This is a genomic window from Phytohabitans houttuyneae (assembly GCF_011764425.1).
In the GTDB taxonomy this organism is placed as follows: Bacteria; Actinomycetota; Actinomycetes; order Mycobacteriales; family Micromonosporaceae; genus Phytohabitans; species Phytohabitans houttuyneae.
On the sequence record NZ_BLPF01000002.1, the window covers coordinates 2503437 to 2526784 of the forward strand.

A 23348-nucleotide genomic window follows, 5' to 3' on the forward strand; every position below is an offset into this window, starting at 1 on the left:
TCATCCCCTTCCAGTGGCCCGGCCGGTGGCCGTGACCGTGTTTTCGCGCGCGTCGAAGCCGTAGCCCGCCGCGAGGGTGTCGAGCACCGAGTCGAAGTCGGCGGCGCAGTCCGGGATCGGCGGCAGCGCAGCCGCGGTGGTGTCCGGATCCTTGAGGCCGTTCGAGGTGAGGACCGCGACGACGAGCGAGTCCGGGTCGACCGCGCCGTCGGCGACGAGCCGGGGCAGCGCCGCGACGGACAGCGCGGACGAGGTCTCCACCCAGATGCCTTCGAGGGCGCCGAGGTCGCGCTGGGCCTGGAGCATCTGCGCGTTGGAGGCGCTGCGGGCCGCGCCGCCGGTGCGCCGCAGCACGTCGAGCGCCTGGAAGGTGGAGAGGTTGGAGCCGACCGAGATGGCCACCGTCGGCTCCGGCGTCTCGACCGCCTCGACGACGTCGGCGTCGCGGGCGAGGGCCTGCTCCAGCGGGCCGTACACCTCGGCGGCGTGCATCGCGGGCAGTCGGTCGATCACGCCGGCCCGGCGGTACTCGTCGATGGCCTTGAAGGCGCCGGAGAACGCGTCGCCGGCCCCGACCGGGAAGACGACGTGGTCGGGCACCGCGTCGAGCTGGTCGATGATCTCGTACCCGATGGTCTTGTAGCCCTCGATGCCGTAGCAGTTGCTGCCGAAGAACGGGTAGCCGAACACGGTGACCGGAAACCAGCCGAGCTTGTCGACGCCGGTCTCCATGAGGCTCCACCGGTCCTGCACGGTCGGCGCGGCCAGCAGATAGGTGCCGTACACGGCCATCTGCGTCTTCATGGCCAGCGGAAACCTCTGCGTCGTGAACATCACGCAGGGCAGCCCGGCCCGCGCCGACATGGCGGCGACGGCGGCGCCCGCGTTCCCCGACGAGGAGCCCACGACGACGCGGCGGCCGAGCTCGCGGGCGGCCGAGACCGCCGCGGCGGCCAGGCGGTCCTTGAACGAACCGGTGGGGTTGCGGCTCTCGTCCTTCAGGTGCAGGCGGGGACGCCGAGCTTGGCGCCGAGGCGCGGGGCGGGCAGCAGGGGGTCGCCCCTTCCCCCAGGCTGACGATCGCCTCGCCGGAGACCGGCAGTACCTCGCGGTAGTGCCACATGTCCCGCAGCGACCCGCCCCGCCCCGCGACCCGGCGCAACGCCGGCAGGAGCTCGGCGTCGTCGTAGACGACCTGGACGTTCGCCGGCTTTCCGTCGGCGGCGCACACCGGGCATCCCTTGAACGGCCCGGTGACCTCCCCTTCGGTCCCGCATCGGATGCACCGAAGGGCACGTGGGCGCATGACGGGGAACCTCCAGCTTGATCCAGAACGTTGCGCTGAACGCTACACCATTGCGAGAGACGATATCAACATGCTCGCGGGCCACCGTCCGCGAACGGCCCGTCGCGCCCGCCGGGGCGGCGTATCGTCGCAGCGGACACCCGAGGAGGAGCCCGTGAAGGACCTCACGCCGCGGCCGGAGGAGCTGGAGCCGGTCGAGCGGGCGTCCGTGGACGAGGTGCGCGCGCTCCAGCTGGAGCGGCTACGGTGGTCGCTGCGCCACGCGTACGACAACGTGCCGCACTACCGCGCCGCGTTCGAGGCGGCCGGCGCGCACCCCGACGACTGCCGCGCGCTCGCCGACCTCGCCCTGTTTCCGCTCACCACCAAGGCCGACCTGCGGGACAACTACCCGTACGGCATGTTCGCGGTGCCCCGCGAACGGATCGCGCGGCTGCACGCCTCGTCCGGCACGACCGGCCGGCCCACCGTGGTCGGGTACACCCGCGACGACATCGACACCTGGGCCCGGCTGGTGGCGAGGTCGATCCGCGCCTCCGGCGGGCGGCCGGGCGACCGGGTGCACGTGGCGTACGGGTACGGGCTCTTCACCGGCGGGCTCGGCGCGCACTACGGCGCCGAGGAGCTGGGCTGCACGGTCATTCCCGTCTCCGGCGGCATGACCGAGCGGCAGGTGATGCTGATCCGCGACCTGGAGCCGGACATCATCATGGTGACGCCCAGCTACATGCTGTCCATCATGGACGAGATGGTCCGGCAGGGCATGGACCCGCGCGGCACGTCGCTGAAGGTGGGCATCTTCGGCGCGGAGCCGTGGACCGAGGACATGCGGCACGAGATCGAGCAGCGACTCGACATCCACGCGGTGGACATCTACGGGCTGTCGGAGGCGATCGGTCCCGGCGTGGCCAACGAGTGCGTGGAGACCAAGGACGGCCTGCACATCTGGGAGGACCACTTCTACCCCGAGGTCATCGACCCGGTGACCGGCGCCGTCCTGCCCGACGGCGAGCTCGGCGAGCTGGTGTTCACGTCACTGACCAAGCAGGCCATGCCCGTGGTGCGCTACCGCACCCGCGACCTCACCCGGCTGCTGCCCGGCACGGCCAGACCCATGCGGCGGATGGAGAAGATCACCGGCCGCAGCGACGACATGATCATCCTGCGCGGCGTCAACCTCTTCCCGACCCAGATCGAGGAGCTGATCCTGCGCGTCCCCGAGCTGTCCGCCCACTTCCAGTGCGTGCTGACCCGCGAGGACCGGCTGGACGCGATGACCGTGCGGGTCGAGCGCCGCATGAACGCCACCCTCACCGCGTCGGTAGAGGCCGGCTCGCGGCTGGCCACCCTGATCAAGAACACGATCGGCGTGAGCGTCCAGGTCGAGGTCCTCGAGCCGGACGGGGTCGAGCGTTCGATGGGCAAGATGCGCCGCATCGTCGACGAACGGCCCCGCTAGCCGGCCACGCGTGTCGGTCGGCCTCTGCTCACCCTGACAAACAGGCAATTCCACAATGGAGCTACCGCGACGCCCGCGGTGGTCCGGACCGTTGCTCCCGCGGCCTCACCCTCCGCGGTCGCCCAGCTCACCCCCGCAGATCTTTCGGGGCGGGAGCGCGCGAGCCCGCCCGCAGCTTGGCACCGCCGTCGCGGTCGGTGACTGTCGATCAGGTGCAGGCGGTGTGAGCTTCGAAATCTTGGTGAGTAAGCGCGTTATTGCGACGCCAACTTGCCAAGATCTGCCGCAGCGGGCTCCTGGGTAGAGCGGGGCGACCGCGGGGTTGGGCTTGGCCCGCGGACCCGGCAGCGGAGGTCGGGGATCTCGGCGAGCCCTGCGAGCCGCCGGCCTCCGCGGTGCCCGCGGGAGCATGCGGTCCGCAGCTGAAGCGGGCGCGGGAATATCTGTCTGATCGTCAGATGAGTGCGAGCGCGTCACCGGGATGTTCGACGCAGTCGACGACGAAGCGCAGGAAGCCCGCGGCCGTGCCGCCGTCGCAGACGCGGTGGTCGAAGGTCAGCGAAAACTGGGCTATCTTGCGGGGCACGATCTCGCCGTCGACGACCCACGGGCGGTCCAGGATCCGTCCCACGCCGAGCAGCGCGGTCTCGGGTGGTTGATGATCGGCGTGGCACCGTCCACGTTGAACACGCCGTAGTTGTTCAGCGTGAACGTGCCGCCGGTCAGGTCGGCCACCCCCAGCTCACCGGCCCGCGCCGCCTCGGTCAGGCGGGCGATCTCGGCGTGCAGCTCGCGGACGTTGCCTCGGTGGGCGGCGGCCACGACCGGCACCAGCAGGCCGCGTCCGCCCTGGGCGGCGATGCCCAGGTTGACGCCGTCGAAGTGGAGGATCTCGCCGGCGTCTGTGTCGACGCGGCTGTTCAGGTCCGGGTAGCGGGCGAGGCCGGCCACCACGAACCGCGCGATGAACGCGAGGATGCCGACCGGCGCGCCCGGGTCCCGGGCGAGCATCGCGCGGCGCAGCGCGACAAGCTCGGTCGCGTCCACGTCCACCCACGTGGTGGCGTCCGGGATCTCCTGGCGGCTGCGGGCGAGGCGGTCGGCCATAGCGCGGCGCACGCCGCGCAGCGGCACCCGGTCACGCACCGGCAGCGGGCCCTCGGCGGCCGGCGGCGGCGCGGGGCGGCGGCGATGGCCTGCTCCACGTCGCGGCGGGCGATCACGCCGCCCGGTGCGGTGCCGGTGAGGGTGGCCAGGTCGACGTGGTGGTCGCGGGCGAGCTTGCGCACGATCGGCGAGATGACCAGCGGGCGGGCGCCGTTGGCGGGTGCGGCGGTGGCGGCGGCCGGACGGCGGCGGCCACGGCGGGTGCGGCGGACCTCGGCGGTGCCGTAGCCCACCAGGACGTTGCCCGACGACGACGGCGCGCCGGTCGTGATCGAGATGAGCGGGGCGCCCACGTCGACCGTGCCGCCCTCGGCCGCGTGCAGCTCGGCCACCACGCCGCCGTACGGCGAGGGCACCTCGACGCTCGCCTTCGCGGTCTCCACCTCGACGACCGGCTGGTCCACCGCGACCGTGTCGCCGACCTGGACGAGCCAGCGCAGGACCTCCGCCTCGGTCAGCCCCTCGCCGAGGTCGGGCAGGCGGAACTGCTGCGTGCTCACGCGTCCTCCCACTGCAGGGTGGCGACGGCGTCCAGGACCCGCTCGACGTCGGGCAGGTGGTGGTGCTCCAGCTTCGGCGACGGGTACGGGATGTCGAAGCCGGTCACCCGCCGCACCGGGGCCGAGAGGGCGTGGAAGCAGCGTTCGGAGAGCAGTGCGGCGATCTCCGACGCCACGCTGGCGAAGCCGGGCGCCTCGGCCACGACCACCGCGCGGCCGGTCCTGCGCACGCTCGCCACGAGCGTCTGCTCGTCCAGCGGCACGATGCTGCGCACGTCGACGACCTCCAGGTCCCAGCCCTCCTCGCGGGCGGCCTCGGCGGCGGCGAGGGCGACCTGGACGCTGGGGCCGTACGCGACGAGGGTGGCGTCGGTGCCGGGCCGCCGCACCACCGCACGGCCGATCGGCTCGGTCGGCGCCGGGAGCGTGACCTCCTCCTTGCTCCAGTAGAGCCGCTTGGGCTCCAGGAAGATCACCGGGTCGGGCCAGGCGACCGCCGCGCGCAGCAGGCCGTACGCGTCCGCGACCGTCGCCGGCGCCACCACGGTGAGCCCGGGGGTGTGCGCGTAGTACGCCTCGGAGGAGTCGCTGTGGTGCTCGACGCCGCCGATCCCGCCGCCGTAGGGCGCGCGGATCACCATCGGCAAGCTCACCGTGCCCCGGGTGCGGTTGCGCATCTTGGCGACGTGGCTGACGATCTGCTCGAACGCGGGGTACGCGAACGCGTCGAACTGCATCTCCACGACCGGGCGCATGCCGTTCATGGCCATGCCGACGGCCATCCCCACGATGCCGGACTCGGCCAGCGGGGTGTCGAAGCAGCGGCGCTCGCCGTACTTGGCGGCGAGGCCGTCGGTGATCCGGAAGACGCCGCCGAGCGTGCCCACGTCCTCGCCGAAGACGAACACCCGCTCGTCCTCCGCCAGGCAGTCGGCGAGCGCCTGGTTGATCGCCTGTGCCATCGAGGTGGCCACGCCGCTCACCGCTCCTCCGACTCGGCCCGCAGCAGCTCGGCCTGGTCGCGCAGGCGCTGCGTCGGACGGTGGTACACGTGCGCGAACAGCTCGTCCGCGGGCGGCGGCAGCTCGGCCACCAGGCGGGTGCGCAGGTCGGCCGCGAGGTCCTCGGCCTCGGCCGCGATGGCCGCCTCGACGTCGACGTTGAGCTGGCCGGAGTTGGTCAGGTAGGCGGACAGCCGGGCGACCGGGTCGCGGGACAGCCAGCCGGCGACCTCCTCGTCGGGGCGGTACCGCGTGGCGTCGTCGGCGTTTGTGTGCGCGTCGATCCGGTAGGTCACCGCCTCGACAAGCGTCGGCCCCTCACCCTCGCGGGCCCGCCGCGCCGCCTCGCCGACCACCGACAGCACCGCGGCGGCGTCGTTGCCGTCGACAAGCACGCCGGGCATGCCGTACCCGACGGCCTTGTGCGCGAACGAGGGGGCGACGCTCTGGCGGCTCACCGGCACCGAGATGGCGTACTGGTTGTTCTGCACGAAGAACACGACCGGCAGGTGGAAGACCGCGGCGAAGTTGAGCGCCTCGTGGAAGTCGCCCTCGCTCGTCGCGCCGTCACCGACGAACGCGAGCGCCACCGTGTCCTCGTGCCGCGCCTGCGCCGCGAACGCCAGCCCGACCGCGTGCGGCGCCTGGGTCGCGAGGGGCGTGCACTGCGGGGCGGCGTGGTGGACGTAGGGGTCGTACCCGCAGTGCCACTCCCCGCGCAGCAGCGTGAGGATCTCGACCGGGTCGACGCCGCGGGTGAGCAGCGCGACGCTGTCCCGGTACGTCGGGAAGATCCAGTCGGTGGGGCGCAGCGCGAGGACGGCACCGACCTCGGCCGCCTCCTGGCCGTGCGCAGACGGGTAGACCGCGAGCTGCCCCTGCTTGACCAGCGCGGTCGCCTGCTGCTCGAAGCGCCGCCCGAGCACCAGCGCCCGGTACGCGGCGCGCAGCTCGGTCGGCCCGGGCAGCACCCGCCGCGGTACCGCAGTGCCGTCCGCCTCGATGAGCCGCACCGGCTCGGCGGAGGGAAGCAGCTCCACCCCCGGTGCCTTCGACCTGGCCGCCACCTCTGCCTCCCTTACGAGCCTCTGCCCGCTACCTTGCGTTCGATCTTGAGCAGCTGTCCATAGACTGGGAAATCTCCGAGACAGATGCGCACCGGAGGGCGGTATGGAGAGACAAACAGGCCCGGCGCCCGGGCCGGGGACCCCCGCGGCGAGACAACCTGCCGCGCTCGACGACGTCGACCGCCGGATGGTCGCCGAGCTGGTCAAGGACGGCCGGATGGCGGTGCGCACGCTGGCCGAGCGGCTGCACATCTCCCGGGCGAACGCGTACAGCCGCCTCGGCCGCCTCGTGCGCGACCGGGTGATCCGCGGCTTCTCGGTGCGGCTCGACCCGGCGCAGATGGGCATGACGACCGCCGTCTACGTCACGATGCAGATCGAGCAGGACGCGTGGCGGGACGTGCGCGAGCGGCTGACCCGGCTGCCGGCGATCCAGCACTTCGCGCTGACCGGCGGCGCCTTCGACATCATCGCGCTGGCCCGCGTGCCCGACCAGGCCCACCTGCGCGCGCTCATCCTGGACGAGATCCAGTCCATCCCCGGCGTCCGCAACACGCAGACCCAGCTCGTCTTCGAGGAGGTACCGGACGAGATGGTCCTGCCCTGAGCGTGAAACGGCTCGCGGACCCGGATCGGATCCGCGAGCCGTACCCCGTGTTCAGGCGTGGAAGTGGATGGTGCCCTTCAGCTCGTTCGGGTTTTCGGGGGTGGGGTACACCGTGCACCGCAGCGTGAACGTCGCCGAGAGCGCGACCGGCTCGCCGTCGCTGCCGTAGACGAGCTCCTTGATCGTGAAGGTCCCGGTCGTGGGGCGGCAGGAGAACCGCTCGACCGACAGCCCGGCCCGGCCGGGGTCCTGCTGGCCGACCGGCTGGACGTCGCGGTACGTCCGGCCCACCACCAGGGTCTCACCCGCCGGCGGTGAGAACTCGACGGTGTCGCGGAGGCGGTCGCCCGAGGCGTCGAAGCGCACGGAGTTGGTGAAGAACCGCTGCGCGAAGAACGTGCTCGTGGCGCCGCGGTACGTGTGCGAGGCCGGCGTGGTCGGCTCCTGGTCGCTGAGCGTGTAGCGGTACGACAGCGGGAACGCGTTGTACCTGAGGTCGCCGCTGACCGCCGGTGCCCCGGGCGAGCAGCGCCGCACGAACGACGCCTCCAGCATGGTGACCGTGCCTTCGGTGTCGAACGCGATCTGGTGGATGGTGAACCGGCCGTAGACCTCGTTGCAGCCGCCGCTGCCGACGCTCACGTCGAGGCCTGGGGCGCGACCGGTCTGGAAGCCGGCCCGCTCGGCGTCCGGGTAGATGCCGGGGTGTAGCTCCTCGTCCACCGGCGCCGCGAACGAGATGCTCCAGAACGCACTGTCAGAGGTGACGTTGATGCGGCTGATGGTGCGGTCGCGCAGGCTCTGGAAGGAGACGCCGGGACCGGTGAGGACGCCGGTCGTCGGCTCGCCGCCGTCGCCGCTCTCGATCTTCCACGACAGCGAGCTTTCGGCGACCGGTGCGGCCTTCGCCGGCGTGACGACGAGCAGCGAGCTGGCGATGGTGAAGAGCGACGCGACCGCGAGCACGCGCAGTCTGTAGATTGTGGACATTCATCCCCCGTCCGCAATGGGTTACGTGGCCGACACTGTAGTGCCCCCGGTCAATCGTCGATCTCGTATGTGTGCACGTATTCAGATCTGTGTCATGCGCCTGGCTAGGCTCTGAACCAATTCGGGGGATCAATGTCAGGAGACACGCATGAGGCGTTTTTCAAGGCTGGCAACGATTTTGGCCATCACTCTCGCTTCGAGCCTCGGGTCGCCGGCGCAGGCCGACCCGGGCGGCTGCCGCGACTACGAGATCATCGGCGTGCGCGGCTCGGGTGAGTCCTATGTGGGCCCACACGGCATGTCGTGGACGGTCGGTGCGGCCGCCGACCACGCCGCGGGTCAGCTCATGTCGTACGGCGTATCGGCCGACGACATCGGGTTCTACTCGCTCGTCTACCCCGCCACGAAGGTCAACGCGTGGAACATCATCTCCGGCGAGTACTGGACCTCGATGGAGGAGGGTGTCACCACCCTCAAGCAGGCGCTGGAAGGTGTGGCGCTGGGCTGCCCCGGTCAGCGGGTCATCCTGATTGGATACTCGCAAGGGGCGCACGTCATCCACACCGCGCTGGACCGAAACCTCACCGCCGCGCAGAAGAGCGTCATCCGGGCCATCCTGCTGATCGCGGACCCCGCCGGCAGGCTCGACGCCCGCTACTCGCACGTGCTGTACCAGCCGACCGGCGAGGACCTCGGCCCTGGAACCGGCGGCGGCATCCTCGACCACGCATTGATCAACTCCGAGTTCCACGGGCGGACCCAGGCCATCTGCATCTACGCCGACCTGGTCTGCGACGACGCCGGAAACGCTTACTCACACGGGCTGTACGGTCCGCTGGTTCCCTACTGGAGCCGCCTGGTCGCCGGCATCGCGTTCGCGCCGCCGACGTCCACGACGCCGATCCCTTCCGCATACGACTTCTCCGGTGACGGCAAGCCCGACCTCGTCTTCCGCCGTTCGACGGACAGCAACCTGCACCTGCTCGACGGCAACGGCGCCCGCGGCTGGATGACGGGGCAGCCGCGGCAGATCGGTAACGGCTGGGGCGACGCCGAGCTCCTCACCTGGGTGTCGGACTTCAGCGGCGACGGCAAGCCTGACGTTGTCTGGCGCAAGGCCGGCGACAAGAACCTCTACATGATGGAAGGCAACGGCGCCGGCGGGTGGAAGACCGGACAGGCACGGCAGATCGGCACCGGCTGGGGCGACGCCGAACTGCTCACGTCGGTGCCCGACTTCAGCGGCGACCTCGAGCCGGATCTGATCTGGCGCAAGGCCGGCGACAAGAACCTCTACATGATCGAGGGCAACGGCACCGGCGGCTGGAAGACCGGGCAGGTCAAGCGGATCGGCACCGGGTGGGGCGACGCCGAGCTGCTCGTGTCGGTGCCGGACTTCAGCGGCGACGGCGAGCCGGACCTCATCTGGCGCAAGGCCGGCGACAAGAACCTCTACATGTTGGAAGGCAACGGCGCCGGCGGGTGGAAGACCGGACAGGCACGGCAGATCGGCACGGGCTGGGGCGACGCCGAGCTGCTCACCTCGCGTGGCGACTTCAGCGGCGACGGCGAGCCGGACCTCATCTGGCGCAAGGCCGGCGACAAGAACCTCTACGTGATCGAAGGCAACGGCACGGGCGGCTGGAAGACCGGCCCGGTCCAGATCGGCACCGGGTGGGGCAACGTCGACGCGATCCCGTAGGCGTACCGCGGAACGGGGGTTCCCGGCGCGAGCGCCGGGAACCCCCGTCTGACCAATCTGACGATACGACGCTATTGGGGCATATACCATCAAACGATGGTCTCTCGTGATGGGAGTGCGTCATGGCGTTGAGCACCCGGCGCGGCCTCGTCATCGGCCTCGCCGTCCTGGGCGTGCTCTGTCTGGCCGCCGCGGCCGTCCTGAAATGGGTCGTGCTGCCGAGCCAGGCCCGGGTGCCGTCGGACGAGAGCACCACGCGCCAGTTCGAGGGGACCGCGAAGACGCTGATCAACCCGCAGGCCCTGAGCAGCGGCAACCTGCGCGAGGCGCTCCTGGTCAACGAGGCCCTCACGGCCACCCGCACGGTCAAGGTGCTCACCACCGACGGCGACGCCGCGCAGGTCGAGGACTCGCGCACGCTGGCCACCGCGAGCGGCCAGACGGTCGGGCAGACCAAGACGGCGTACGCGGTGGACCGCAAGACGCTGGAGGCCACCACCGACCACCCCTCGGACTGGCAGGTGACGGCCGCGCAGGGCCTGACGGTGAGCTGGCCGATCGGCGCGGACAAGAAGGACTACACCGGCTGGGTGCAGGAGACGCAGGCGACCACGCCGTTGAGGTACGTGCGGGAGGAGACGAGGAACGGGGTCTCCACCTACGTCTACGAGGCCAGCCCGGAGGCCGCGCCGATCAAGGACCCGCAGGTGTTGCAGTCGCTGCCCACGGCACTGCCGGTCAGCGCCCTGCAGGCACTCTCGGCGGTGCTGCCGCTGTCGGACGAGCTCAAGCAGCAGCTCGCCACGCTGCTCCCGCAGACGACCCAGCCGGTGCCGCTGACGTACACGTACGAGAACAAGTCCACCTACTGGGTCGAGCCGTCCACCGGCCTCGTCGTCGACCTGCAGCGCCAGGACGTCCGCAAGGCGGGGCTGTCCCTGCAGGGCCGGACGATCGCGGCGGTGCTGCCGGTGCTCGACGCGGACACCGCGTACACGCAGGCGAGCGCCACCGAGGCGGCCGGCGACGCGAAGGACAAGAAGGACGCCATCGACCTCGCCGGCACGACGATCCCCCTGATCCTGCTCATCGTCGGCATCGTGCTCCTGCTCGCCGCGGTGCTGGTGTTCCTCCTGAGCCGCCGCTCCCCGCGGGCGGCCGACACCACGTAGCGGCGCCGTCCACGCGGGGGCGCCGAGGCCGGCTGGTGGCCCGACGAGCCGGGCGCAGGTCGAGCCACCAGCCGGGGTCCGCGGGGTACGGGCCGGCGAGCAGGGTGACGGCGGAGAGCGGAAACGCGTACACGGAGACGCCGGCGTCGGGGCGGGCCGCGGCGAACGTGCGCTCGAGCGCGGTGACGCCCGCGGCGGCGACGGCCCCGGCGGCCGAGGCGCGCAGGACGGTACGGCGGGACGGGGACACGGGCTACCTCCTGTCCGGTGTGGACGGGGCAACCGGGAGCCAGACCCGCATGGTCGCCGGACCTCGGTTGGCCCACAGGTGGTATGGAACGAGGGTGAGGTTGCCCGGCTCTGCTTCCGCGGTGCTGGATGATCCGTACGGCCAGCCGTTGCCGGCCGCGCTCGTGGTGGGCGCCGGGAGGTCCAACGCCACGACGTCCCGGCCGAGCGCAGGCAGGGGGCGCTCGGAGAGCGGCGCCGAGCGGTCCACGTTGACCGCGTCCAGCGCGACCGCCGGGTCGTGGTCGACCGACTCGGCGCAGTACACCAGGGGGCCCCGCTCCACCGCGACGCACCCGCGCACCGCGTCGATGCGCGGGTCGGCGTCGGTCCACCGTGGAGCGACCGGCAGTTTGAGCCGGACCTGGTCGCCGGCGCACCACGCGCGCGACACCACCGCGTAGCCCGGCCCCACCCGCTTGGCGCCCTCGGGGGTGACAAGCATGGCCTCGCCGGCCCACGCGGGCACCCGCAGCGACAGCGACCACGGCGCGTCGGCGGTGCGGTCGACGCGGATCCGGACGGTGCCGTTCCACGGGTAGGCGGTGGCGACCGTGAGGGCGGTGTCGCCGCTGGTCACCGTGCCGCCCGCGTACTGGTGCAGCTGGATGCCGCCGCCGTCGGCGGTGGCGACGTAGCCGCCGAGCGAGGCGATGGTGCGGGCCACGTTGGTCGGGCAGCAGGAGACGTCGCGCCACGGCGCGCGCTCGCTGGAGGAGGCCCTCGGCCACGGCCGGGACCGGTCGAGCGCCTCGCCGGCGCTGCGCTGCTGCAGCGGGTTGGCGTAGAAGAACGCCCGCCCGTCCAGCGAGGTGGACGCGGCGACCACGTTGAAGAGGGTGCGCTCGGCCAGGTCGGCGAAGCGGGCCTCGCCGGTGGCCAGCAGCAGCCGCCAGGACAGCATGACGGAGGCGACGGCGGCGCAGGTCTCGATGTACGCCCGGTCGTTGGGCAGCTCGTAGTCGTCGCCGAACGCCTCACCCTCGTGGCGCGAGCCCATCCCGCCGGTGAGGTACGTGCGGGCGGCGACGGTCGCCTCCCACTGCCGCACGACCGCGGCGAGGAGCTTGTCGTCGCCGGTCTCCACGGCCACGTCGACGGCGCCGCAGGCGAGGTAGAGGGCGCGGACCGCGTGCCCGGCGAAGACACCGCGCTCGCGGATGGGGATGTCGTCCTGGAAGTACGCCCGGCCGAGCTCGATGTCCGGGAGCGTGGCCTGGCCCCGGCGGTCGACGAAGAGGCGGGCCTGGTCGAGGTAGCGGGCGGTGCCGGTGGCCCGGTACAGCTCGACGAGCGCCATCTCGATCTCCGGGTGGCCGCACAGCGCCTGCCGCCCGGACGGGCCGAACTCGACGCACACGTGGTCGGCGGCGCGGACCGCGGCGTTGGTGAGCGCGTCCCGCACCCCGCCGCGCAGCCGCGCCACGCCGGCCTGGATGAGGTGGCCGTAGCAGTACAGCTCGTGGCCCCAGGTGAGGTCGCTGTAGCGGGGCGCCTGGCCGGGCCGGCCGAACATCGTGTTGAGGTAGCCGCCCGGCTCCTGCGCGGCGGCGACCACTGTGGACAGCTCGTCGAGGGGCGCATTGCCGCCGCGGGCGATCTCCCAGGCCATGGCCTCGGCCAGCTTGTACACCTCGGAGTCGGAGAACTCGCGGCCGCGCCGGCGGTGCGGGGCGAGGTCGTCGGTCGCGGCGAGGTGGAAGTTGCCCAGCCAGCCGGTCTGCTCCAGCCAGTGGTGGGCGTGCGGGATGGTCGCCTTCGCGTTGCGCTGCTGGCGCTCGCCCCAGAAGCCGCCGGTGAGGCGCACCTGGTCGAGGCCGAGCGGGCGCAGGGCGCCCGTCGTGGGTAGCACCGGTCCGATCGTGCCCACCGTGGCTGGCCACCTCCGCTCGCCGTACACCCGTGCGCCAGACGCTGGCGCTCGAGACCGCTGGCCGCCCGGTGGCCGAAAACCTTTTCGGCAATGTAGCCAGCGGGTTACGCCCGAGTCAAGAGAGGAGTTTGGCCCGGTTGATGATGTACGCTTTCGCTCCGAAACATCTTTCGAAAGGATTTCGGTGGGCAGGCAGCGATCCCGGACGGTCACGTTGACCGATGTGGCGCGGCTGGCCGGCGTCTCGGTGGCCACCGCGTCCAAGGCGCTCAACGCGCGGGACGAGGTCGCCCCGGAGACCCGGCGGCGGGTGCTGGAGGCGGCCGAGGAGCTCTCCTTCCAGCCGAACGTGCTGGCCCGCGGCCTGCTGACCGGCCGCACCCGCACGATCGGGCTGCTCACCGACGAGCTGGCCCACCGGTTCTCCATCCCGATCCTGCTCGGCGTGGAAAACGCCCTCGCCAACGGCCAGATGTCGGTGCTGCTCTGTGACGCCCGCGGCGACGCGATCCGGCGCCAGCACTACATCCGGGCACTGATCGCCCGCCAGGTCGACGGCTTCGTGGTGCTCGGCGACTCCAACGACGTGCGCCCGTCGCTCATCCGGCAGATCCCGGTGCCGGCGGTGTACGTGTACGGCGAGTCCGACGACCCCCGCGACCTGTCCGTGCTCGCCGACGACGAGCACGGCGCCCGCCTCGCGACCGAGCACCTCGTGTCGCTGGGCCGCCGGCAGATCGCGCACATCACCGGCCCGCAGAGCTACCGCGCCGCCCGCGACCGGGTCGCCAGCCTGCGCAAGGTGCTCGCCTCGGCCGGGCTGCCGCTGGCCGGCGGCGAGCCGCTCTACGGCGAGTGGTCGCAGCGGTGGGGGCGAAACGCGGCGAGGATGCTGCTGTCGGCCAACCCGGAGATCGACGCGATCTTCTGCGGCAACGACCAGATCGCCGCCGGGGTGGCCGGCGCCGTCCGGGAGCTCGGCCGCCGCGTCCCCGACGACATCTCCATCGTGGGGTACGACAACTGGCACGAGTTCGCCGCGGACTGCCAGCCGCCGCTGACCACAGTGGACCTCAACCTCCAGCAGCTGGGCGAGACCGCGGTCAAGCACCTGTTCGCCGCGCTCGACGGCCAGCCCAGCTCCGGCGTCGTGCGCCAGCCGTGCCGCCTCGTGGTCCGCGACTCGACCGGCCCGCGCGCCCAGCCCGCCTGAGCCCGCCGGGTGTGAGCGGCGTCATCGTCCGTCCTCATCAGACGATGGGGTGCCGGGCGCCGCGGGCTGTTCTGATGGGCTGATGTCAACGACAGCAGGCGCCGCCGTGGCCGCCGCGACGTTCGTCGCCCTCTACGCCGGTCACCAGGTCGGTGACCACGTCATCCAGAGCCACGCCCAGGCGTCCGCCAAGGGCGCGCCGACCGGCGCCGGGGCCCATCCCTGGACCGGCTGGCCGGCCTGCCTGCGCCACGTGGCGTCGTACGGCCTCGTCCAGGCGGCGGCGCTCGGGCTCGTCTGCCTCGTCGCGCCGCTGCGGTGGGGCGGTGTGGTGGCGGCCCTGGCGGTCTCCACGGGTACGCACGCGGTCATCGACCGGCGGTGGCCCGTCCGGTTGATCATCAGGGCGAAGGGGTGCCAGGACTGGCCGGAGGCGCCGTACCTGATCGACCAGTCGCTGCACGCCGGCGCGCTGCTGGTGGCCGCCGTGGCGGCCGCGGCCGTCACCGGCCCGGTCACGGCGGCCGCCGTCGCGGCCGGCGCGGTGGGGCTGGTCGGTGCGGCGCTGGCGGTCGAGCGGTGGGGGCCGTGACCGCGGGCGGGCCGGTCGCCGGCGCCTCGGCGTGACGTGGTGACCGCCGTGGAGACCGCGACCTGGGCGCCGGGGACCCTGCTGGCGGCGCTGGGCGGCGCCGACCGGGAGGCGCTGCTGCGGCTCGGGCCGTCGCGCGCGTTCGGCGCGGGTGAGTCGCTGATCTGCGAGGGCGCACCGGGCCGCGCCGCCTACCTGCTGCTGCGGGGCTGCACGAAGGTGCTGGGCAGCGGCGCCGGCGGGCGGGCGGTGCTGCTGTCGATCCGGGTCGCCGGCGACCTGGTGGGCGAGCTGGCGGCGCTGGACGGCAAGCCGCGCTCGGCGTCGGTGGTCGCGGCGACGCCGACGGTGGCGCGGGTGATCGCCCACGCGGCGCTGCTGGCGTTTCTGGAGGACCGTCCCGGCGCCACCCGCGCGGTACACGCGGCGGTGGTCGCGGAGCTGCGCCGGGCCACCCGGCATCGGCTCGACGCCCACGCCGGACCGGCGACGGCCCGGCTCGCGCTCATCATCGGTCACCTGGCCGACGCGTACGGCACGGTGCGCGGTGACGGCACGCACATCGAGGTGCCGCTGAGCCAGCCGGAGCTGGCGTCGCTGGCGGGCATGTCGGAGCCGACCGTCCATCGGGCGCTGGCCGAGCTGCGGGTGCGGGAGATCGTGCGCACCGGGTACCGGCAGCTGGTGGTCAGCGATCCCGAGGCCCTGCGTGACGTGGCCGGGCGCCGGGGAGCTTGAGGGTCGGGCTCCCCGGCGGCCAGCCCGTCAGGAAGCCGGTTCGCCCGACGGCACCGCCAACTGGGCACCCAACGACACCGGGGTACCGAAGTTCGGCGTACCGTCCGCGTTCCAGGTGAACTTCTGCGCCCGCGTCGACCGGTTCATGTCACACCCACCACCAGCCGAACTGTTCGCGTGATACACGATCCAGTCCTCAGTCCCATCCGGCGACGTGAAAAACCCGTTGTGCCCCGGCCCATACACCCCAGCGGCGTTGCTGCGCTGGAACACCGGGTTCGGAAACTTCCGCCACGACGAACTACTGAGCGGATCACCACCGGTGTACTCCAACATCCCCAACTTGTAATCCGGCGTCGAACAATGCGACGCCGAGTACACGATGAACGTACGCCCACCACGCTGCAACACCTCACCACCCTCAGCCACCGCACCACCAACCGTCTCCCACGACAACGTCGGCGTCGTCAAAATCCTGCGCGTACCGGACGCCGTCCACGGATTACTCAACGGCCGGATGAACATCGGCTGCGACCCGTTGTAAAACGTCCCCAACAGGTAGAGATTGCCGTTCAGCTGCAGGATCCCCGGATCCAGCTCCCACGTGTTGTCCGAGACCGGGTCCAACAGGTCCGCCTTGAACGCATACGGCCCCATCGGATCCAACCCCGCACTCTCCAACACATGGATCCGCTGTGTGCCGAGGTTGAAGGGTTCCTGACCGGCCGTGTAGTAGAAATACCACCGCTGACCACTCGGACCGTTCAACAGATGAAACTCCGGCGCCCACATCGTCCCGGCACCATTCGGCCGGGTCAACGTGAACAACACCGCCTCCGCCGCACTCGCCAGCCCGCCCAGGGTCCGGGAGCGGCGCATCGTGATCGTGTTGTTCCACGTCGTCGTCGCCAAATAGTAGAAACCGCTGTAGTACGTCAACCACGGATCCGGACCACGCATCTTGATCGGGTTGGTGAAGGTCCGCGGCGGCGCCGTCGTGGGCGGGGCGGTCGTCGGCGCGCTCGTGGTCGGCGGGGCGCCGGTCGTGGGCGTGGCCGAGCCGTTGCACGCGACGCCGTTGAGCGCGAAGCCGGTCGGCGCCGGGTTGGTGGAGTTGTTCCACGAGCCGTTGAAGCCGAGGTTGACGGCGGCGCCGGTGCCGAGGTTGCCGTTCCAGGTCTGGTTGCGGGCGGTGACCTGGGCGCCGCTCTGGCTGTAGACCGCGCTCCAGCCCTGGGTGACCTGCTGCCCGGCGGTGAACGACCAGGTCAGGGTCCAACTGGTGAGCGGGTCGCCGAGGTTGGTGAGGTCGACGCTGCCGCTGAACCCGCCGGGCCACTGGGAGCCGACCCGGTAGGTGACCGCGCAGCCGGCGGCGGCGGACGCCGAGGTGGCGGCCGTGACCGCGCCGACAGCGGCGACGGCGCAGGCCGCGGCACCGGCGATCAGGGGGCGCAGGCGCGCTCCGGTTTTCCAGGGGACGAGCGGCATGGTGGCTCCCGATGGCAGGCGACGATGGTGGCGCGGTCGCCCGGGAGCCGCACAGGGCCTCAAGATAGCCAGTTAAGTATGGAGATGCAACTATCTCGGTGCATCGAGGTCGATCGCTTGACAGGCCGGTGGGGCGCGTCCACGCTGTGATGGCTGGGCCCCATTCGCGCATCCTGTCCGGGCAGGGATCAAGGAGGCCTTCCCGTTACCTGTCTCGACACCTAGGGATGCCCGATGAAACCTCGCGCCATGTGGCGCCGCTGGCTGGTCGCGCTCGCCGTGCTCCTGCTCGGCGCCGCCGCGCTCGTCGCGCCGCAGTTCACCCCCTCGGCGCAGGCCGCCGCCAAGTCAGTCTGGATACCCGAGCGCTGGGTGAGCACCGGTGAGGTGCCCTGGGCGCAGAACCGCACGAAGGAGTCGACGAACTTCATCCTGCTCTGGGGTGAGCGCTCCGGCACCAACCCGCTGACCGCGCCCGGCGAGTACCGCTTCGACCCGGACAACATCCTGAGCCAGCTGGAGTCGCTGTACTCCTTCTACATCAACACGATGCGGTTCACGACGGAGACCGGGCTGCTCGCCCAGCACAAGATCATCGTCATCGTCACGCGCACCTGGAACCGCACCGCCCTCGACGCCTGGGCGACCGGCGGCTCGACCGACGGCCGGGTCGGTGTCATCAACATCGCGCCCGCCGCGGCGCAGCCCGGCTCGTGGGGCCTCGCGCACGAGCTGGGGCACGTGTTCCAGAACTACACGTTCCTGGGCCGCTCCGGCATGGGCTTCACGCACGCCTCGGCCGGCACGTTCTGGGAGGCGAGCGCGGAGTTCATGGCGATGCAGGTGTACCCGCGCACCGCCGCCGGCGACCTCACCCGCTGGCTGCGCACCGAAAACCTGTACTACTCCTCGTCCCGCCACCACTACGGCGCCTGGATGCTGCTGCAGTACATCAAGGACCGCGACGGCATCGAGATGTTCAACCGCATCTGGAACGAGGCCCGCAACACCGAGCACCCCCTCGAGGTGTACCGGCGGATCGCCGGCATCAGCCAGGCCGAGCTCAACCGGCGCGTCGGCGAGTACGCGCAGCACAACGTCACGTGGGACTACTCCAACCGGGCCGACTTCATGCCGTTCATCAACAGCGTGTACGGCGCCGGCTTCCTCAACGCGTACAAGGGCGTGCCGGTCGAGGCGGTCAACGCGGGCGCCCGCCACTACCGCATCTCCGACGCGATGGCGCCGTCCGACTACGGGTACAACAAGGTCCAGCTGGTGCCGGACGGCGACGGCGCGCTGATCCGCCTGCACCTGAAGGGGCACGCGGAGACCGGCGCGACCGGGTGGACGTTCGGCTTCGTGGCGGTGCGCAACGGCGTGCCGCGGTACGGGCCGCTGACCCAGGGCACGTCCGGGCAGATCAGCTTCCAGACCCAGGCCGGCGAGAGCCAGGTCTTCCTCGTGGTGACCGGCACCCCGGCGACCACGGTGCCGAAGTACGCGTTCCTCGACGGCTGGCCGAAGAACCGCCGCTACCCGTACGAGTTCCGCATCTCCGGGGCGATCCCGTCCGGCCACGAGCCCGGGTACTCCAAGCCCGCGGCGACCAACGGCGGGCGCTGGCACAGCAACGGCGGCGGCTGGGTCGGCGGCGGCGCGAACGTCGCGTCCACCGCCTACGTCGGACCGCGCGCCGCTGTCTACAGTGGAACCGTCAGCGGCAACGCCCGCATCGAGGACCTCGCCTGGGTCAACGGCGGCACCGTCAACGGCAACGCGGTCGTCAAGGGCAACGCGATCGTCCAAGGTGGAGTGACGATCGGCGGCAGCGCGGTCGTCGGCGGCGACGCCGAGCCGCCGCACGGCCCGACCGGCGGCTCGTGCAGCTCCGGCACCTACCTGATGTTCAACCCGAGCCGCGGCTGCGACGGCGGCGGCGCGGAGGCGGACATCAACCCGGCACACGGCACGTTCACCTCGGACGAGCTCGCCATCACCGGCACCAACCCGACCACCCCGCCGCCGACCACCGCGCCGCCCACGACGGGCCCGCCGACGACCGCACCGCCCACCACGCCGCCGCCCACGACCGCGGCGCCGACCACACCCCACCGACCGGTGGGACGGCATCGTGCCGGGTGGCGTACACGGCGACCTCGTGGAGCAACGGCTTCACCGGCGACGTGACGATCACGAACACCGGCGGCGCGGCCGTCAACGGGTGGGCGCTGGCGTTCTCGTTCCCGAACGGGCAGCAGGTCACCAACAGCTGGAACGCCGCGGTGACCCAGTCCGGCGCGGCCGTGACCGCCCGGAACGCGGGCTACAACGGCACGATCGCGGCCGGCGGCACGGTGTCGTTCGGCTTCCAGGGCACGCACGGCGGCACCAACCAGCCGCCGACCGGGTGGGCGCTCAACGGCTCCCCCTGCACCACCTGAGCCATCCTCCCCTCTGCCGGGGCGGGCCCCACGGGCCCGCCCCGGCGCGTGTCCGCGTTCCGGGAGGTCGACCACGAGGTGAACAGCGAGTGTCGTCGACTCATCTTCACGGTGGACCATAGGCGGATGGCATGGCACACGCGGGTGTCCGGACCCGTCTCCGTCCGTGGGTACGTGCGCGAGGGTTTCGAGGCCGTCGGCGACGCGTTCGTGGAAAACCTGGTCCGCCGCAACGAGCTCGGCGCCGCGTGCTGCGTCTACCGGGACGGCGAGCCGGTGGTCGACCTGTGGGGCGGCGTGCGGGACGCGTCCACCGGCGCGCCGTGGGCCCGCGACACGATGGTGCTGGTCTTCTCCACCACCAAAGGGCTGGCCGCCATGACGCTGGCCCTGGCACACTCCCGCGGCTGGCTCGACTTCGACGAGCGGGTGAGCGCGTACTGGCCGGAGTTCGCCCAGCGCGGCAAGGAGGGCATCACCGTCCGCCAGCTGCTCGCGCACCAGGCCGGGCTCTTCGCGCTGGACCGGCCGATCGGCCGGGGCACGGTCCGCGACCCCGACCGGCTCGCCGCGGTACTGGCGGCGCAGGCGCCGGCGTGGGAGCCGGGCAGCCGGCAGGCGTACCACGCGCTGACCCTCGGCTTCTACCAGAGCGAGCTGCTGCGCCGGGTCGACCCGGCCCGCCGGACGCTGGGCCGCTTCTTCCACGACGAGATCGCCACGCCGCTCGGCCTGGACTTCTACCTGCGGCTGCCGGCCACCGTGCCGAACGTGCGGCTGGCCCGCATCCAGCGCCCCAACCCGCTCAAGGTGATGCGCAGCGTGTCGCCGGCGCTGCTGCTCGGCGCGCTCAACCCGCGTTCGAGCCTCTTCCGCTCGGTGGTCGGCGGGCCGGGACCGTGGCTGCCGATGCACCGCGAGCGCGTCTACGCCCGCGACCTCGAGGTGCCCTCGGCTCTCGGCGTCGGCACGGCCCGCGCGATCGCCCAGGCGTACGGCGAGTTCGCCACCGGCGGGCGCCGCCTGGGCCTCGGCCCGGACACGCTCGCCGAGCTGGCCGCGCCGGCCGTGCCGCCGCGCAACGGCACGCTCGACGCGTACCTCGACGGCGAGGTGCCGCACTCGCTCGGTTACATGAAGTCGAGCGCGGCGTGGCCCTTCGGCGGCCCCGACGCGTACGGCACGGCGGGCATCGGCGGCTCGCTCGGCTTCGCCGACCCGCGGGCCGGCATCGGGTACGCGTACGTCACCAACCGCATGGGCGCCGCCCTGACCTCCGACCCCCGCGAACGCGCCCTGCGTGCCGCCGTGCCCGGCCTGCACGCTCCCGCCCTGACGGTCTGAGCTCAGCCGCCCCAGGTGTCGACGCGGCGGCCGAGACCCGGGGTAGTCGACGACCAGGCCATGCCCGTCGAGGTGCAGCGTGGCGGTGAGGTCGCCGCTGGCGAAGCCCACGAGCGCGCCGCCGTCCGCGGCCGGGCCGATGCTCGTGTACCGCTGCTCGGACACGTGGACGGCCAGATCCGGCACGGAGATCCAGGCCATCCGGAAGTCCGCGGTGGCCCGCTCGCCGCGCCGGGCGGCCGCGAGCAGGTCGTGGCGCAGCACCGGCATGGTGTTGGTGAGCGGGCAGAGCGCGAGGTCGCAGTCGAGCGCCCCGCGCAGCGCCGCCGGGTCGGCGATGCCGCCGGGGCCGAGGTGGGCGTCCCCGTCACATGTCCGAGGCGCTCGACGAGGTCCGCGACTTCCTCAACACGTGGGATTCCGAACGACACGCGCGTGCCGGTCGACCACCTGGAGGCGCTGGTCACCGAGCCGGAGCGGTGGGCGCGCGCGTTTCCCGGCCTGCCCCGCCCCCGCCCGGCCGACCTGGCCGACCTGCGCGCGCTCCGCGGCCCGCGCTCGGCCGGACCCACCCCGCGACCCTCGGTGAACGGGTGGCCCGCCACCACCTGGTGGTCACCCTGCAGGAGGCGCCGCACGAGCCGGCGGTGCTCGTACCGCGCCCGCCGCGCCTCCTAGCCACCGGGCATCGACGGCGGCCGGCGCGCCTATGGTTAGCGTTCATGAACGTTGACGTCGTCGTGGTCGGCGCCGGCCTCGCCGGTCTTGTCGCCACCGCCGAGCTGGCCGACGCGGGCCGCCGGGTGCTGCTGCTGGACCAGGAGCCGGAGCAGAGCCTGGGCGGGCAGGCGTTCTGGTCGTTCGGCGGGCTGTTCCTCGTCGGCTCCCCCGAGCAGCGGCGGATGGGCATCCGCGACTCGGTCGAGCTGGCCTGGCAGGACTGGCTGGGCAGCGCGGCGTTCGACCGGGACGAGGACCACTGGCCGCGCCGGTGGGCCGAGGCGTACGTCAACTTCGCGGCCGGCGAGAAGCGCGCCTGGCTGCGGGCGATGGGCCACCGGGTCTTCCCCGTGGTCGGCTGGGCCGAGCGGGGCGGCGGCGCGGCCGACGGGCACGGCAACTCCGTGCCGCGGTTCCACATCACCTGGGGCACCGGTCCGGGCGTGGTCGAGCCGTTCGCCCGCCGGGTCCGCGACGCCGCGGACCGCGGGCTGGTCGAGCTGAGGTTCCGGCACCGGGTCGACGGGCTGGTCACCACCGCCGGCGCGGTCACCGGGGTGCGCGGGCGGATCCTCGAGCCCAGCGACGTCCCGCGCGGGCACACCAGCTCGCGGGTGGAGACCGCGGACTTCGAGTACCCCGCGCAGGCCGTCATCGTCACCTCCGGCGGGATCGGCGGCGACCACGACCTGGTCCGCGCGGCGTGGCCGGCCCGTCTCGGCAGCCCGCCGAAGCGGATGGTGGCCGGCGTGCCCGCGCACGTCGACGGCCGCATGCTCGCGATCACCGAGGCCGCCGGCGGCCAGGTCATCAACCCGGACCGCATGTGGCACTACACCGAGGGCCTGCACAACTGGGACCCGGTGTGGCCCAACCACGGCATCCGCATCCTGCCCGGACCGTCGTCGCTGTGGCTCGACGCGACCGGGCGGCGGCTGCCCGCGCCGCTGTTCCCCGGCTTCGACACGCTCGCCACGCTCAGGCACCTGATGGGCACCGGATACGACTACAGCTGGTTCGTGCTCACCCAGAAGATCATCGAGAAGGAGTTCGCGCTCTCCGGCTCGGAGCAGAACCCGGACCTCACCAACCGCAGCGTCCGCCAGGTCCTGCAGCGGGTACGGCCGGGGCGCCCGGGCCGGTCGAGGCGTTCAAGCGGCACGGCGAGGACTTCGTCGTCGCGGAGACGCTGCCGCGGCTGGTCGCCGGGATGAACGACCTCGCGGCGCGGGCCGGCGGGCCGCCGCTCGACGAGGCGGAGGTGCACCGGGTGGTGGCCGCCCGGGACCGCGAGATCGACAACCCGTACAACAAGGACGCCCAGGTGACCGCGATCCGCGGCGCCCGCCGGTACCGCGGAGACAAGCTGGTCCGGGTCGCCACGCCGCACCGCCTCCTGGACCCCAAGGCCGGTCCCTCATCGCGGTCCGGCTGAGCATCCTCACCCGCAAGACCCTCGGCGGCCTGCACACCGACCTGTCCGGGCGGGTCCTGCGGGCGGACGGGCAGCCGCTGCCCGGCGTGTACGCGGCCGGCGAGGTCGCCGGCTTCGGCGGCGGCGGCATGCACGGCTACAACTCGCTGGAGGGCACCTTCCTCGGCGGCTGCCTCTTCTCCGGACGGGTCGCCGGCCGCGCGGCCGCCACCGCCGTGGGCTGACGGCGACCGCGCGGC

17 protein-coding genes and 3 pseudogenes are annotated in these 23348 nt (G+C 72.4%); 12 read left to right on the top strand and 8 right to left on the bottom strand.

The window, feature by feature from the left end; genetic code table 11:
- Positions 1 to 1296: a threonine synthase gene (locus tag Phou_RS34380; protein WP_173064101.1), complete on the bottom strand. Its 1296-nt coding sequence runs from the start codon at positions 1294 to 1296 to the stop codon at positions 1 to 3.
- Positions 1297 to 1460: 164 nt separating this feature from the next.
- On the opposite strand from Phou_RS34380, the gene paaK reads away from it, so the two are divergent.
- Entirely contained in the window at positions 1461 to 2765 is a 1305-nt protein-coding gene (gene paaK / locus Phou_RS34385) for a phenylacetate--CoA ligase PaaK (RefSeq protein ID WP_218579337.1), read from the top strand.
- Positions 2766 to 3219: 454 nt separating this feature from the next.
- Here paaK and Phou_RS34390 read toward each other — a convergent pair.
- The 3 genes and pseudogenes from Phou_RS34390 to pdhA form a co-directional block, all read right to left on the bottom strand.
- A pseudogene (locus Phou_RS34390) lies at positions 3220 to 4432 on the bottom strand (dihydrolipoamide acetyltransferase family protein).
- On the bottom strand, positions 4429 to 5394 hold the full coding sequence (locus tag Phou_RS34395) for an alpha-ketoacid dehydrogenase subunit beta (protein WP_173065007.1): 966 nt from the start codon (positions 5392 to 5394) through the stop codon (positions 4429 to 4431). The pseudogene Phou_RS34390 and the gene Phou_RS34395 overlap by 4 nt, the downstream one beginning before the upstream one ends.
- A 17-nt stretch (positions 5395 to 5411) precedes the next feature.
- Positions 5412 to 6500 carry a pyruvate dehydrogenase (acetyl-transferring) E1 component subunit alpha gene (pdhA, locus tag Phou_RS34400; protein WP_173064107.1) on the bottom strand — a complete coding sequence of 363 codons (1089 nt, stop codon included), beginning with the start codon at positions 6498 to 6500 and terminating at the stop codon, positions 5412 to 5414.
- Between the two features lie 103 nt (positions 6501 to 6603).
- Here pdhA and Phou_RS34405 point away from each other — a divergent pair, with 103 nt between their 5' ends.
- Positions 6604 to 7107 carry an Lrp/AsnC family transcriptional regulator gene (locus tag Phou_RS34405; RefSeq protein WP_173064110.1) on the top strand — a complete coding sequence of 168 codons (504 nt, stop codon included), beginning with the start codon at positions 6604 to 6606 and terminating at the stop codon, positions 7105 to 7107.
- Positions 7108 to 7158: 51 nt separating this feature from the next.
- On the opposite strand, the gene Phou_RS34410 is transcribed toward Phou_RS34405, so the two are convergent.
- Positions 7159 to 8097, bottom strand: a complete 939-nt coding sequence (locus Phou_RS34410) for a hypothetical protein (RefSeq protein WP_173064113.1) — start codon at positions 8095 to 8097, stop codon at positions 7159 to 7161.
- A gap of 148 nt (positions 8098 to 8245) precedes the next feature.
- Here Phou_RS34410 and Phou_RS34415 point away from each other — a divergent pair, with 148 nt between their 5' ends.
- Positions 8246 to 9799: an FG-GAP-like repeat-containing protein gene (locus Phou_RS34415; RefSeq protein ID WP_173064116.1), complete on the top strand. Its 1554-nt coding sequence runs from the start codon at positions 8246 to 8248 to the stop codon at positions 9797 to 9799.
- Positions 9800 to 9921: 122 nt separating this feature from the next.
- Complete coding sequence (locus Phou_RS34420; protein WP_173064119.1) at positions 9922 to 10971, top strand: PorA family protein; 1050 nt, start codon at positions 9922 to 9924, stop codon at positions 10969 to 10971.
- Positions 10972 to 11224: 253 nt separating this feature from the next.
- On the opposite strand, the gene Phou_RS34425 is transcribed toward Phou_RS34420, so the two are convergent.
- Complete coding sequence (locus Phou_RS34425) at positions 11225 to 13111, bottom strand: glycoside hydrolase family 127 protein (RefSeq protein ID WP_246274043.1); 1887 nt, start codon at positions 13109 to 13111, stop codon at positions 11225 to 11227.
- Between the two features lie 205 nt (positions 13112 to 13316).
- On the opposite strand from Phou_RS34425, the gene Phou_RS34430 reads away from it, so the two are divergent.
- From Phou_RS34430 to Phou_RS34440, 3 genes are all read left to right on the top strand, one after another.
- Positions 13317 to 14345: a LacI family DNA-binding transcriptional regulator gene (locus tag Phou_RS34430; protein ID WP_173064125.1), complete on the top strand. Its 1029-nt coding sequence runs from the start codon at positions 13317 to 13319 to the stop codon at positions 14343 to 14345.
- Between the two features lie 82 nt (positions 14346 to 14427).
- Positions 14428 to 14937 carry a DUF3307 domain-containing protein gene (locus Phou_RS34435; protein ID WP_173064128.1) on the top strand — a complete coding sequence of 170 codons (510 nt, stop codon included), beginning with the start codon at positions 14428 to 14430 and terminating at the stop codon, positions 14935 to 14937.
- Positions 14938 to 14976: 39 nt separating this feature from the next.
- Positions 14977 to 15675, top strand: coding sequence for a Crp/Fnr family transcriptional regulator (locus Phou_RS34440; RefSeq protein WP_173064131.1), 699 nt, complete (start codon positions 14977 to 14979; stop codon positions 15673 to 15675).
- 27 nt (positions 15676 to 15702) lie between these two features.
- Here Phou_RS34440 and Phou_RS34445 read toward each other — a convergent pair whose 3' ends face one another.
- Positions 15703 to 17166, bottom strand: coding sequence for a family 43 glycosylhydrolase (locus Phou_RS34445; RefSeq protein ID WP_173064134.1), 1464 nt, complete (start codon positions 17164 to 17166; stop codon positions 15703 to 15705).
- A 234-nt stretch (positions 17167 to 17400) separates the two neighbouring features.
- Between Phou_RS34445 and Phou_RS53470 the strand changes: the two genes are divergently transcribed.
- The 3 genes from Phou_RS53470 to Phou_RS34455 all read left to right on the top strand — a co-directional run bounded on the left by Phou_RS53470 (position 17401) and on the right by Phou_RS34455 (position 20954).
- Positions 17401 to 19356: a DUF6055 domain-containing protein gene (locus Phou_RS53470; protein WP_246274044.1), complete on the top strand. Its 1956-nt coding sequence runs from the start codon at positions 17401 to 17403 to the stop codon at positions 19354 to 19356.
- The gene (locus tag Phou_RS53475; RefSeq protein WP_246274045.1) at positions 19308 to 19610 is read left to right on the top strand and encodes a cellulose binding domain-containing protein; all 303 of its coding nucleotides are present in this window, start codon (positions 19308 to 19310) and stop codon (positions 19608 to 19610) included. Before Phou_RS53470 ends, Phou_RS53475 begins: the two co-directional genes overlap by 49 nt.
- Before the next feature lie 126 nt (positions 19611 to 19736).
- Complete coding sequence (locus tag Phou_RS34455) at positions 19737 to 20954, top strand: serine hydrolase domain-containing protein (protein WP_173064138.1); 1218 nt, start codon at positions 19737 to 19739, stop codon at positions 20952 to 20954.
- Between the two features lie 48 nt (positions 20955 to 21002).
- Here Phou_RS34455 and Phou_RS55815 read toward each other — a convergent pair.
- A pseudogene (locus Phou_RS55815) lies at positions 21003 to 21293 on the bottom strand (putative glycolipid-binding domain-containing protein); the annotation flags it as partial.
- 96 nt (positions 21294 to 21389) lie between these two features.
- Between Phou_RS55815 and Phou_RS51500 the strand changes: the two are divergent.
- Positions 21390 to 21632, top strand: a complete 243-nt coding sequence (locus Phou_RS51500) for a hypothetical protein (protein WP_218579339.1) — start codon at positions 21390 to 21392, stop codon at positions 21630 to 21632.
- A 44-nt stretch (positions 21633 to 21676) separates the two neighbouring features.
- A pseudogene (locus tag Phou_RS34465) lies at positions 21677 to 23333 on the top strand (FAD-binding dehydrogenase).
- Positions 23334 to 23348: the final 15 nt, after the last annotated feature.